This window comes from Tenacibaculum sp. MAR_2010_89 (assembly GCF_900105985.1).
In the GTDB taxonomy this organism is placed as follows: domain Bacteria; phylum Bacteroidota; class Bacteroidia; order Flavobacteriales; family Flavobacteriaceae; genus Polaribacter; species Polaribacter halocynthiae.
In genome coordinates this window covers 1,449,636-1,463,181 of sequence record NZ_FNUB01000005.1, presented here as the reverse complement: position 1 = coordinate 1,463,181, position 13,546 = coordinate 1,449,636, and the positions used below count along the sequence as shown (strand labels likewise).

Genomic DNA, 13,546 nt, shown 5'->3' with positions numbered 1-13,546 from the left:
TTTTTAGCTCAGCTCTTTTTCAAAACATACACTACTTTCAACATCTTTATATTGACCATAATTAGGCACTACTATATATCCATTTTTTTTATATAGAGTTAATGCATCATTCATAACGTTACTAGTTTCTAAAATTGCAGCTTTATATCCCAACTCTTTTCCCCAAGTTTCTAATTCATTTAAAATGCCAGTTGCAATCCCCTTACCTCTACATTCATTTTTAACATACATTCGTTTAACCTCAATTGTAGTTTTATTATGCATTTTGAATGCTCCACAAGCAATAGGCATTTCATTATGATAAGCAACAATTACATTTTGTAATTTATTCATACTATTAAATTGCCTAAAAAAAGAATCATCTTCTCCATTAATTCCAGTTAAATAATCATCCAATTCCTTTACTAAATAAAGAAAATGGTTGTTATCAGAATTGGTTCTTTTATATACTATTAGGCTGTTCATTATCTTGTAAACAATAATTCTCTATATTTAGTTAGTGGCCATAAATTATCATCTACTAATAATTCTAATTTATCTGCATGATACCTGATTTCTTCGAAATATGGTTTGATTTTATTACAGTAAGCATCAGCATTCTTTTGCCCTTTTAATTTATTTACTTCTTTTCTTTCATCAGTCATTTTTTCTATTTTAGAATTAATTTCAGCAATATGGTTTGATATTTTTTTTATTAATTCTATTTGTTCTTTTGCATATTTCTCGAAACTTTCTCCAAATATTTCTTTCAACCCTTTTACATTCTCTATCAATGTATTTTGATATTGAATTGCCGTAGGTATTACATGGTTTCTTGCTACGTCAGCTAAAACTCTACTTTCTATTTGTATTCGCTTTACATATTCTTCAAGTTCAATTTCATGTCGTGCTTCAACCTCTACTTTATTCATTACTCTCATTTCTTCAAAAAGAGCAATTGCTTTTTTTGAAATCTTTGCTTTTAAAGCTTCTGGTGTTGTTTTGTTGTTACTCAATCCTCGTTTCTTTGCTTCTTTTTCCCAAGCGTCACCATACCCATCACCTTCAAAACGTATTTTTTTTGATGCCTTTATATATTCTCGTAACACATTAAACACAGCTTCATCTTTCTTTAATTTTTTAGCATCTACCAAACTATCTACTTCAGTTTTAAAATCTTTAAGCTGCTTTGCTATAATCGTATTCAAAACTGTCATTGGTCCTGCACAATTTGACCACGACCCTACAGCTCTTAACTCAAATTTATTTCCAGTAAAAGCAAATGGTGATGTTCTATTTCTATCAGTATTATCTAATAATATTTCAGGTATTTTACCTACTATATTCAATTTTAAATCTGTTTTTTCTTGAGGTGATAATTTCCCTTTCGTTACATTCTCTAACTCATCTAAGACTTCTGACAACTGAGAACCAATAAATACAGAGATAATAGCTGGCGGTGCTTCATTTGCACCTAAACGGTGATCGTTACTTGCACTTGCAATAGAAGCTCTTATTAAATCTTCATAATCATGAACTGCTTTTATCGTATTTACAAAGAAAGTTAAGAATTGTAGATTTTTCATGGGAGTTTTCCCAGGACTTAAAAGATTTACACCTGTATTGGTAGACAAGCTCCAGTTATTATGTTTTCCAGATCCATTAATACCTGCAAATGGCTTTTCATGAAACAACACTTTAAAATGATGTCGGTGAGATACTTTTTCCATCACATCCATTAATAATGAATTATGATCTACCGCTAAATTTGCTTCTTCAAAAATAGGTGCTAACTCAAACTGATTAGGAGCAACTTCATTATGTCTTGTTTTAACAGGAACACCAAGTAACATAGATTCTTGTTCCAAGTCACGCATAAAATTCATTACTCTACTAGGGATCGATCCAAAATAATGATCATCTAATTGTTGCCCTTTTGCTGAAGAGTGCCCTAACAAAGTTCTCCCAGTCATCATTATATCAGGCCTAGATGCTGCTAAAGCTTTATCTATTAAAAAATATTCTTGTTCCCAACCTAATGTTGCATTTACCTTAGTTACATTTTTATCAAAAAATTTACAAACTGCAGTTGCAGATTCGTCAACAGCTTGTAACGCTCTTAATAAAGGAGCTTTATTATCTAAAGCCTCACCTGTATAAGCTACAAATACTGTTGGAATACATAATGTTGTTCCGTAAATAAAAGCTGGAGATGTTGGATCCCAAGCTGTATACCCTCTAGCTTCAAAAGTATTTCTAATTCCTCCATTAGGAAACGATGATGCATCTGGCTCTTGTTGTACTAGTTGACCTCCATCAAAACGTTCCATAGCTCCTCCTCCTTCTATTGTTTCAAAAAAAGCATCATGTTTTTCAGCTGTTGCTCCTGTTAAAGGTTGAAACCAATGTGTATAATGAGTAGCACCTTTAGAAAGCGCCCAATCTTTCATGCTAACTGCAATTTGATCTGCCTTTTTTCTATCTATTTTAGTTCCGTACTCAATTGCATCCATTACACTTTGATAAGCTTCTTTCGTCATATATTGACGCATTGCTTGCTCATTAAACACATTCTTACCAAATAGCTCAGAACGTTTACTTTTTTCCTTAACAATAACTGAACCTCTATTAAGCGTTTCCTTTAACGCATTAAACCGAATAGCCGACATATATATTATCCTTTTTTAATACTTTTCAAAAATACTAATTTAAAAACAAACAAACCCCTAAAAAAATAGGGGTAAAATTAAATTATAGTTAATTTTTAAAATTTACCCCTGTAAAATTTGGGGGTAATTAAAAAAATATTCATTTTTGCATCGTAAAACAATACAACAGTAATATCAAAATTAAAAATCATGAGTAAATCTAAATTAGAGTATATATGGTTAGATGGTCATAAGCCAACCCAAAATATGCGAAGCAAAACTAAGGTTGAAGATAATTTTAGTGGTAAATTAGAAGACTGTCCAGTATGGTCTTTTGATGGAAGTTCAACAGAACAAGCGTCTGGTGGAGCTTCTGACTGCTTATTAAAGCCTGTAGCAATTTACCCAGATCCTGTTAGAAGAAACGGTTTCTTAGTTATGGCTGAAGTTTTAAATGCTGATGGTACTCCACACGAATCTAATGCACGTGCTACGATTGATGATGACGACTCTGATTTTTGGTTCGGATTTGAACAAGAGTACTTTTTAATGGATTCTAAAACAGATTTACCTTTAGGTTTCCCACGTGGAGGTTTCCCTGGTCCTCAAGGAAAATACTATTGTTCTGTAGGAGGAAGATACACTTGGGGTAGAGATGTTGTTGAAGAACATGCTGATTTATGTATTGACGCTGGATTAAACTTTGAAGGAATTAATCAAGAGGTAGCTCCTGGACAATGGGAATTCCAATTATTTGCTAAAGGTGCAAAAAAAGCTGGTGATGAAATTTGGGTAGCTAGATATTTATTAGATAGATTAACTGAAAAATATGGTTATTACATTGAATACCACCCTAAACCAGTAAAAGGTGATTGGAATGGTTCTGGTATGCATGCTAACTTTTCAAACACTACATTAAGAACTTGTGGTTCTAAAGAAACTTACGAAGCTATTTGTGAAGCATTCAGGCCTGTTACTGAAGAGCACATTGATGTATATGGTGCTAATAATGATGAGCGTTTAACTGGTTTACATGAAACTGCTCACGTATCTGACTTTAGCTACGGTGTATCTGATCGTGGAGCTTCTATCCGTATTCCTATTATTACTGTTGAAAAAGGATGGAAAGGATGGTTAGAAGACAGAAGACCTGCTTCTAATGGTGATCCTTATAAAATTGCTGGAAGAATTATTAAAACTGTTAAAAGTGCAAAAATCTAAATTAGATTTTATCTATAAAAATAAAACACCTCGCAAATTGCGAGGTGTTTTATTTTTATAGTATTATGAAACTTTATTAATTTTTCTTCATTAACAACTGAAGCCCTAAACCAATAAATACATATCCACTTATTTTTTTCATTACCTTACCTATCTTTTGATTACTTCTTAACCTGTTTGTCATAAAAGAAGCAGCATGCACTAAGAAAAGACACCAAATGGTTCCTGTTAATAAAAAGGTGCATCCTAAAATTAAAAAAGGTAGTACATTATTTGTATGTTCTGCTTTTATGAACTGAGGTAATAAGGACAAAAAGAATATTGCAATTTTTGGATTTAATAAATTCGTTAAAAAGCCTTGTTTATATATTTTCAATAAATCTACCTTCTCAAAATCTACCTTTTGATTATCAAATAATCCTGACTTATCTAAAAGGGTTTTTACACCTAAAAAAATCAAATAAACCGCCCCAGCCCACTTAATAACTGTAAAAGCAATTACTGATTTTGCTAATATTACTGATAATCCCAAAGCAGCAAATACAACATGAATTACAGCTCCGCTTCCAATTCCTAAAACAGAATAAATACCTGCTTTTTTTCCTTGAGCAACGCTCCTGGTAATTATATAAACAGTATCTGCCCCTGGAGTTATATTCATTAAAAGCCCTGCAACAATAAAACCTATATAGTTCTCTATTCCATTCATTACATCACTTCTTCAACTATTACAATTTACGAAATTGCTAAATACACAAACACAACATAAGTAATTAGCAACAACACTCCATCTCTCCATCCTAACCTCATACCTTTAGGAATAAAAACTAACGGAAGCACCGCAAATGAAATAGCTAACATCCAATAAATATCCTTAGTAATCAAACTTAATGAATCTGGCTTAACCTCTACAGGAGTAATCATTGCTGTTATTCCTAACACTGCCAAAATATTAAACACATTCGATCCTATTAAATTCCCTAAAGAAATTGCCTTTTCTTTCTTCATAACTGCAATAACAGAAGCTGCTAATTCAGGAATACTTGTTCCTACAGAAACCACCGTTACACCAATTACAGCATCACTTACCCCTAATCCTTTTGCCAACGTTTTTGCTCCATCAATTAATAACTCTGATCCTCCCCATAAACCTAATCCACCTAAAGCTAAAAAAAGTACTACTTTAAATAGCGGTAATTCTTCATCATCCTCAGGCATTTCATCAACTACAGCTTGCTTTTGAAAACGTAAAAGGTACACCAAAAACGCTATTAAGGTAATAAATAAAATCACTCCTTCATATGTTTGAATTGTTTTATCATTAACAATAAAAACATATAGCAACAATGAAGCAAACATCATTACTGGCCAATCTGTTTTATAAAAACTCTTCTGAACATCTATAGGCGATAAAATTATTGTTATTGCCAACACTAACGCAATATTTGCAATATTTGAACCTATTACATTACCAACTGCTAAACCTGTAGCTCCATCTAATGCAGATTTAATACTTACTATCAATTCTGGTGCTGATGTTGCAAAAGAAACAACCGTCATACCAATAACAATTTTAGGTATATTCAATTTTAGCGATAAGCCAACTGCAGCTTTTAGCAACCAGTTCCCACCAAGAACTAATAAAACTAATCCAATAACAATATATAGAATACTCATAAATTATTTTTTGTGCGAAGATAGGGTTTTGACATCTAAATTACGAACAGATATTACATGCTTAAAAGCTTCTTTTTTTATCTTTCTAATTCTCAATAAAAAAAGTTTTATTTCAAATCACAAAAATCAAAACCACCATTTCACCTCTCTTTAACAACACATTTTCCTTTACTTTTTTAAAACACACAAAAAACGCCCTTTATTTAATTACACATTAAAACAATAAACATACATTAATATTAACAAAACAAACTACTCTGTAGAATATTAGACTACATATTAAAACTTAATATTATTTTTTAACTTTAATTATAAATTCAAATTGATTAAATCGTATTGAAACTTTTGGTGATGTGATTCTCTTTCTCATATATTGAGAAAACAATTCTGGAATTAATCAACTTTTATTAACTAAAACCACTAAAAAAACAAATGATAACTATTGCTTTAAATTTAATTGTCTCAGCAGTAAATTTTATAATTCAACTTATTCAGTACTTATTTTAATTAACTATTAAACACACTATTATTATGCTAACATTTTTAGGAATATTATTAATTATTATTGGGTTACTCACCCTTATTTTAAAATCAATTATTAAAAAAGACGGCTTCTTAAATTGGTTCACCACCAACAGAAGTATCCAATTTACATTACTCGGAATCTTATTGAGTATTATAACTGGAATGTTCTTTTACGCAGAAGCTGGTACAGCCTATGCAGTACAATTTGTTTCTGGTGGTGATAAAATGATTACCACACAAGGATTAAAATTAAAATGGTGGGGTAGAATCATACCACTATCTTATGAAACATCTATAAAAGATGTTATTTTAAAAGATGATGTAGAACTACCAAAAAGTAGCCAAGGTATATACAACAGGAAGGCTCAAAAGTGGGAATTCAGCGATGCAATTAAAGCAGAAATTAGCACTTCAGTTATTGTAGGTGTCAATATCAACGACGAAAAAGTCTTTTTAAACATGGCAGACAGAAACAGAAGCGAATCAAAATTAATTTACGGTAGAGTTTTACCAAACATTGATGCTGCTATAAAAAACACCTGCAAACTAATGGATGCTCAAGATTACATTTCAGGTCAGGCTTCAGACTTCGATAGATATTTTAGGGATCAATTAGAAAATGGAATGTACCAAGTAGAACAATACTATGAATCTGAAAACACGAATGAAATTGTTGGAGATACAACTACTATCAGAAAGATTAATGTAGGAAAATCAAGTAAACAAAAAAAGTTTAGAATCAAAAGAAACTCAGATGGTAGTATTGCCAGAGACAATTCTAACACCTTAAAACAATATGGTTTAAAAATTTACCAAGCACAAGTAACAGGTATTGACTGGGAAGAATCTTTTGACGAGCGTTTAGATTTACAAAAAAATGAGGTAGCACAAACTCAACTTGAAAAACAACAAGCAGAGCGTGAATACTATAGAGCTAAAAAAGAAGTTGCTAAAGGAGAGTCTGAAAAAGCTAAAGAAAGAGCTAGGTTAGAAAAAATTCAAATTCAACAAACCATCGAAGCTGAAACTCAAGCTAAAGTAGCTGGATTCAACTTAATAAAAGAAAAGAAACAATATGAAGTTGAACAATTCAAAGCTAAAAGTAAAAAAGTAGCTGCCGATGCACAATACTATGAAAATGCAAAACTAGTAAGTGCAGGTTTAACTCCTCAGGAACGTGCTGAATGGGAATACAAAACTGCAGTGGGAGTTGCTAAAGAGATAAAAGATTTAAAATTACCTTCTACATATATTGAAGGAAGTAAAAACGGAAACAGTGGGAATTTGCTACAATCATTAATTGGCGCTGAGCTAGCCAAGAAAATGATGGAAAAGAAATAAAAAAGAAAAGGAATCAATTACCAACAGGACGAATTAGATCGTCCTGTTTATTTACAATTATATTTTCATTATTTTTGATATGAAATCAACTAACTAATGAAAAAACAATTATTTAAAAAACTAGCCAAGCTTAACAAAATTATCTTACCTTCTTATACCAAAAAAGAGTTAGACATTACAAAGGCTTCAAAATTACAATTAGCTATTATTGGATGGAGAGCTTACGTTACAATAAATTCGTTAAACTAAATACACCTATAAGTTATGAAAGAACATATTTCTATTTTTACCGGATCAGCAATCTTAGTAAACAGACTTGCTCAATTATTAGAAGACAATAAAATACCCTCAATTATTAAAAACGAACGAGAATCTGGAAGATTAGCAGGTTTTGGAGCTACAGGAGATGTTGTTGAGCTTCACATTTTTAACACTGATATTGAGGCATCTAAAAAAATTATTGAAAATTTTCGAAAAGAAATTGAAAAATAATTTTTAGAACTGTAAAAGAATTGTATATTTGCACCCGCAAAACGACGGCCTCGTGGCGCAACTGAATAGCGCACTTGATTACGGCTCAAGAGGTTACAGGTTTGAATCCTGTCGAGGTCACAAATAACAAAAATTAAAGCGAAGAAATTACACTATAAAACGTGTAAGATCTTCGCTTTTAACTTTTTACAACAAATTCTACTTTTAAAAAAGACCTATGCAAGCGTTATTCTATCCCCAAAATTCCCCATTAAATTCCCCAATAAAAATGAGTGGGACACTCAGATATAAAATAGCCATGAAAAAGGACTACGTTAGAAAAGACGGAACATGCGCTTTATACATACAACTCTTCCTAGATGGTAAAAGAAAAAAGATTCCTTTAGATATTTTTGTACAACCAAAAATGTTTGATGAGCGTAAACAACTAATAAAAGGAACATCTCAAACTGTAAAAGATTACAACTTATACATAAATAAAAAGAAAGCAGATATTAATAAAATAGCAGTAAGATATCGTTTATCTGAAACCTACTTAACCTTTGAAAGACTAATTGAAGATTTAACAAACCCTACTTCGAAAATTGACTTTATAAAATTTTGTGAAAAAGAAATAGAAAAGCAAAAGGATATTTTGAAACCTGGTACCTATAGACAACAATTTTCAACATTAACAAAACTTAAAAAGTTTAGGCAACAAATTTTATTTAATGATATAAATGAAGATCTAATTACCGAACTTATAGTTTACTGCAAAAAAGTTTTAAAAAATAAAGACACAACCATTCAAACCACTTTAAAGAATTTTAAAAAATACTTACACATTGCCAATAAAAAAGGGATTAAAACTACTCTGAGTTTTGAAGACATTACTGTAAAATCTTTTAAAGGGGACAGAACATTTTTAAATGAAGACGAAATAAAAACCCTATATGAATACAGAGAATCAAAATTCATTTCAGAATCCTGTAAAAATATTTTAGATAGATTTCTATTTTCATGCTTTACTGGATTAAGAATTTCAGATATTCAAAACGCAACTATTGATAACATCATTGGTGACTTCATAGCTTTCAAATCTGAAAAAACGGGAAAATTTCAAAAAATCAAATTAAATGAATCTGCTAAAACATTCATCAACTACAGAAATCTATTTGATGGAAAATATACCAATGAACATATTAATAGAGAGTTAAAATGTATAGCTAAAGCTTGCAATATTAAAAAGCACTTAACTTTTCATGTAGCTAGACATACTTTCGCTACTAATTACCTGATTTCTGGAGGAAGAATTGAAAACCTACAAAAAACCTTAGGGCATTCCAACATTCGAGAAACAATGATTTATGTTCACATAGTTGATTCAATATTAAATGAAGAGATAAACAAAATGGATAACATTATTAATTTAGGCAGTTAACTTGTAAAACTTTCACGTAGTAGCTTTATTATTTTTAAAAAAAACTGTTCTCTTTGTTCTCTAATAAGAAAAAAACACCTCAAAAACCTATAAAACAATAATTTAACACAGACACAAAACATGAGAACAGTATAAATTAATGCTTAAAATTTGTACTATGGGGTGAGGGGATTTTGTACTCAGTAAGCAAATTGCCCCCTTTTAGCTGTTTTTTTTGGAAGACTCACTTAATATTTCATAAATTTGAGACACAAAAAACTGTAAGAATACTTCATTTTTGTATCTACATTTTTAGGCTATATACTTCCCAAAAATAAAGCACTAAGGATACCCGTAAAGTAACCTTATATGCTATGTATAAATTTACCTAAAGTTCCTTTTATCCGGAACTACACCCCAATAAACGAGAACTTTGTTATCTATATAACGAGTTACCATTAATAGTGCTGAATGAAACTTGAGATTACTAAAAAGCTCAAGAAAGTATTTTAAAAGTATCGCTTATTTAGCAAATTATTAGATTGATATCCTTTTTTGGGAACTAAACGCCAAAGTGTTCTCTGTTCATTTAAAAATATGTTGAAAATATTGAATATGTAGTTTGTAATTGAAAAATTATAGGCTGGCGTTCTGCCTCGTTCTTATTCCAAAAAAGGTGTTGGTGTATAAAATTATGTACCAACCTAAACGCTTTATGGTTTAGTATATCTTCCATGTTTAATTTTTTAAAATTAAAGGTGTTTTCTGTTTATATAGTTAAGGCTAGCGTTCTGCCTCGGTTGGTTTTAGGAGTATTTAGTATGGCTTTGGTTTTACATTTGGTTTGTGTAGCACTAAAAAGGGTAACAATACATATAAAAAATTGCTACATTCTTACTGGTTTCAAATATTTTACTAAATTTGATACTTAAAAAAGCTATGAAAACTTCCGAACTAAAATTCGCAACTTTTCATATCCTTAAACGTTGGCAATAATTAAAACGAACTAATATGAATGAATTAAAAATTAAATTTAAAAAAGTTGTTGGATTATCTGATTATCAGCTATCAGATAGTGAATTTTCAAAAATTGGAAGATTAATTCAAGCTTTACCAAAAAGTGGAAGAACAATTGCCTCTCTTCAAAAAATTGTAACAATTGTTACTGGAAAAGAGTTATTCATAATTAAAGAATCTTATGACAATAGTGATATAAACAATTTAATTGACCAAATAATAGACACTCTTAAAAATCCAAGTTAATTGGCGAAAAAAGAAAATATTACTGATTTTGAAGATGAAATTTCTGATGCTAGAAGTGAATTTCGTCTTCAAACGAAAAATATATTAACCTATCTCAAAAGCGACGATATAACTAAAACTGAAGTTCAGGAAAGGTTAAATGACTTACACACATCAGCTGTAGATTATTTTGGAATCTTTTCAAGGTCTATTAATGAATATAGTACTACATCTTTCGACTCAAACAGTAATATAGTTAAGAGTAAGGTAGACGATGCCATATCTATTTCAACGACAATAAACAAACATTGGCAATCTCTAAAGTTTTATAAACTAAAATATGGCGTAACAATTCCTAAACCATCAAAAAAAGCATACTCATCTATACAAGCATTCATTAGTAAATATGACAAAAATGAAGCGAAAAGCTTAAAAGACGAATTCAAAAATAACGGACTACCAATAGATGGATTTAATAAAAAAAGACGCTATGTTACGATAACTGATAATACGCTTTTATTTGGTTACGAAATACCTTGGGAAGGAATTGCAGTTCTATCTGGTTTAATTTCAGTTATAGTTTATAAAATCATTCAATCAAACCCAGAATATATTGACGAAGTTATTATTGGATTTGGAGTGACTATTTTCGTTTTAATACTAAACCCAAAACGTAGATTTTATAGAGGATTTTGGTCAACAATGTCATTACTTTCAACCTTAATCATCTTACCTGCTTTTGATTTTACAGCGCAAATAGAATTGAACGAACTTGGCTCTTTTGAACAACATTTGTATCGTATTGTCGTAGAGGAACCACATTGGATTATTTATTTAGTATTAGGAGCTATTGCGATAACTTGTTTAATTTTAGATGCGAGAGAACAAAGAATAAAAAAATAACTATTGCCAACAAAGAACTGTGGTAAAAAGCAACTAATTTTTGTTTAATTTTTTATCAAAGTACTTCTATAAGTTTCATCATATATTAATCCTGATTTTGCAATTGCAAATGCTTGTTTTAATAGCTTATTACAAACGGCTATTAAGGCAAGTTTCTTACTCTTTCCTTTGGCTACTATTCGTTGATAAAGCTCTCTGCAACTCTTATTATATTTACAAGCATTAAAACTACACATGAATAATAGATTTCGAAGTTTTACATTTCCTATTTTACTAATTCTTGCTCGTCCTTTTACACTACTTCCACTTTGTCGAATTATTGGAGTTAAGCCTGAATAAGAACATAATTCACTACCACTGGCAAAACGTTCAAATCCATCTGTCAAAACGACTAACATTATAGCTGTTTTCTTCCCTATTCCTGGAATCGTTTCCAAACGGGTTAATAGATCTTGATGTTCCTTTTTTAGTAGTATTAACAATTTCTCTTCTAAAACTTTTATCTCTTTTTTAAGGTGTTTTAAACTGCGTACTATAGAACGTAAAACTGAATTGCTTGGAATACCTAAAACTTCTTCCCCATGTATTTTGTTTTTTAGCATAGTGCTCTGTTTTGTATAAACACTAAGCAATCTTGTTATTTGAAGACATTCTTGTTGTTCTTTTGATTGTCCACACCATAACTTTAAGTCTACCTGTTTCCCGTACTCACAGATTAATTTTGAATCACTCTTATCTGTTTTTATTTTTGAGAGTTTCATTTGAATAAAACGTTTTACCGATAGTGGGTTTTCTACAGATACTTTTATTCCTTTTTCTACTAAATAATAGGCTAACTTATAATGGTAATACCCTGTTGCTTCCATCACACAATGACTCGTAACAGTTAACAATTTAACAAACTTGTTAAACCCTGAAAAACTATTTTTAAACTGCCAATAATTACCATCTGAATCCGTAACATCAAAAACTGATTTACTTATATCTATTCCAAAATATTTAATATCTTTATACATAAGAAAAGTTTTATTGAAAGGACAATCTACACTAGTTTCAACTACTTAAAAGCGAGGTCTAAAAAGCCTCATAGAACTGTACGGAATCTGAGTAGAAAAGAGAGGGGATTTTCAATGTTGTCGAGATCTATAGTCTCTGCATGTATAATAATCTTAATCCTCTCTTTTGTGCTTTCTGGTTTAGTACTTAAATTTACTACTTTGTAAACTTAAGATGTGTATAATTCATTACTAGTTATAGCCTACTTACGAAAGTCCTCGCGGACTTTCTATCTGTGATTTATTTGCTAACTTTAGTGCTTAAACACGCAACGAAATCATACACGAACACGTTCTACACCATTTAACAACGCAATGAAATTTTTCAATAAAAACAATAATCCAGAACACGAAAACCGATTAAGACTTCAAAAATTAGTCGATAATGCGGAGAAATCTGATATTCCAAATGGATGGAAAAAAGAAACCTTTGCGATTGGAGGATTAAGCGAAGTTGGATTTTCGAAAAACTATCCCGAATTATTATTAGTAATTTCAAGTCAAGGTAGAGGAATTATTGACTGCTCAAAACTTGAATTAACTGATAGAAATGACAATACCGATTTTGATTGGTTTAATTCATACGAACTTTGGTCTATGGGAATAGGAAAACTTGCGAATGAAAAAATATCTATTGGTGGATTATGTGGTGGCGGATTACCACTCTTAAATCAATTTGGAGATGGAATTCAATATATGGCGACCGAATGGCCAATAATTGATTTAATATTTGAACCGAATTTTAAAAGTATCTATAAAGAAGAAGACGGTAAAGATTGTTTCAGAATTTTTCACGATTACGAAATAAGAGCCTATGGGTTTTCATACAATGGAGAATATTTCATTACGGCAACAAGTAGTGAAATTAATGTCTATCGGAAAGAAAAAACGGTGTAGAACAACGTGTATAATTAATGGCTAGTTCTCGCCTACTTACGAAAATCCTCGCGGATTTTCTATTCAGTTTTTATTTACTAAATTAGGTGCTTAAACACGCCACTAATCATACACAAACACGTTATAAGCCATAAAAGAAAACAAATTAAAAACAATTATAAATTTAA

Annotated in this window: 13 protein-coding genes and 1 tRNA gene; 9 read left to right on the top strand and 5 right to left on the bottom strand. The window is 30.7% G+C overall.

Annotation, left to right across the window (positions count from 1 at the left end):
• Positions 1 to 3: 3 nt before the first annotated feature.
• Entirely contained in the window at positions 4 to 465 is a 462-nt protein-coding gene (locus BLV71_RS09995) for a GNAT family N-acetyltransferase (protein ID WP_093870410.1), read from the bottom strand.
• Entirely contained in the window at positions 465 to 2,648 is a 2,184-nt protein-coding gene (locus BLV71_RS09990; RefSeq protein WP_093870409.1) for a glutamine synthetase III family protein, read from the bottom strand. The genes BLV71_RS09995 and BLV71_RS09990 overlap by 1 nt, the downstream gene beginning before the upstream one ends.
• A gap of 189 nt (positions 2,649 to 2,837) precedes the next feature.
• On the opposite strand from BLV71_RS09990, the gene BLV71_RS09985 reads away from it, so the two are divergent.
• A complete protein-coding gene (locus BLV71_RS09985) occupies positions 2,838 to 3,848 on the top strand; it encodes a glutamine synthetase beta-grasp domain-containing protein (protein ID WP_093870408.1) in 1,011 nt (336 codons plus the stop codon).
• A gap of 76 nt (positions 3,849 to 3,924) precedes the next feature.
• On the opposite strand, the gene BLV71_RS09980 is transcribed toward BLV71_RS09985, so the two are convergent.
• On the bottom strand, positions 3,925 to 4,557 hold the full coding sequence (locus BLV71_RS09980) for a LysE family translocator (protein ID WP_093870407.1): 633 nt from the start codon (positions 4,555 to 4,557) through the stop codon (positions 3,925 to 3,927).
• A 26-nt stretch (positions 4,558 to 4,583) separates the two neighbouring features.
• Positions 4,584 to 5,525, bottom strand: a complete 942-nt coding sequence (locus BLV71_RS09975; RefSeq protein WP_093870406.1) for a calcium/sodium antiporter — start codon at positions 5,523 to 5,525, stop codon at positions 4,584 to 4,586.
• 531 nt (positions 5,526 to 6,056) lie between these two features.
• On the opposite strand from BLV71_RS09975, the gene BLV71_RS09970 reads away from it, so the two are divergent.
• The 7 genes from BLV71_RS09970 to BLV71_RS09935 all read left to right on the top strand — a co-directional run bounded on the left by BLV71_RS09970 (position 6,057) and on the right by BLV71_RS09935 (position 11,427).
• Complete coding sequence (locus BLV71_RS09970; RefSeq protein ID WP_093870405.1) at positions 6,057 to 7,391, top strand: SPFH domain-containing protein; 1,335 nt, start codon at positions 6,057 to 6,059, stop codon at positions 7,389 to 7,391.
• Positions 7,392 to 7,487: 96 nt separating this feature from the next.
• Complete coding sequence (locus tag BLV71_RS09965; RefSeq protein ID WP_093870404.1) at positions 7,488 to 7,640, top strand: SsrA-binding protein; 153 nt, start codon at positions 7,488 to 7,490, stop codon at positions 7,638 to 7,640.
• Positions 7,641 to 7,655: 15 nt separating this feature from the next.
• Positions 7,656 to 7,883: a putative signal transducing protein gene (locus BLV71_RS09960; RefSeq protein WP_093870403.1), complete on the top strand. Its 228-nt coding sequence runs from the start codon at positions 7,656 to 7,658 to the stop codon at positions 7,881 to 7,883.
• 46 nt (positions 7,884 to 7,929) lie between these two features.
• Positions 7,930 to 8,003: transfer RNA gene (locus BLV71_RS09955), tRNA-Arg, on the top strand.
• 148 nt (positions 8,004 to 8,151) lie between these two features.
• Complete coding sequence (locus BLV71_RS09950; RefSeq protein WP_176974385.1) at positions 8,152 to 9,303, top strand: site-specific integrase; 1,152 nt, start codon at positions 8,152 to 8,154, stop codon at positions 9,301 to 9,303.
• 990 nt (positions 9,304 to 10,293) lie between these two features.
• Positions 10,294 to 10,545 (top strand): hypothetical protein, encoded by a 252-nt coding sequence (locus BLV71_RS09940; protein ID WP_093870400.1) that lies wholly within the window; start codon positions 10,294 to 10,296, stop codon positions 10,543 to 10,545.
• A complete protein-coding gene (locus BLV71_RS09935) occupies positions 10,546 to 11,427 on the top strand; it encodes a hypothetical protein (RefSeq protein WP_093870399.1) in 882 nt (293 codons plus the stop codon).
• Between the two features lie 44 nt (positions 11,428 to 11,471).
• Here the strand turns inward: BLV71_RS09935 and BLV71_RS09930 are convergent, their stop codons facing one another.
• Positions 11,472 to 12,443, bottom strand: coding sequence for an IS110 family RNA-guided transposase (locus BLV71_RS09930; RefSeq protein WP_093870398.1), 972 nt, complete (start codon positions 12,441 to 12,443; stop codon positions 11,472 to 11,474).
• Between the two features lie 354 nt (positions 12,444 to 12,797).
• Between BLV71_RS09930 and BLV71_RS09925 the strand changes: the two genes are divergently transcribed.
• Positions 12,798 to 13,379 carry a hypothetical protein gene (locus tag BLV71_RS09925; RefSeq protein WP_093870397.1) on the top strand — a complete coding sequence of 194 codons (582 nt, stop codon included), beginning with the start codon at positions 12,798 to 12,800 and terminating at the stop codon, positions 13,377 to 13,379.
• Positions 13,380 to 13,546 lie beyond the last annotated feature (167 nt).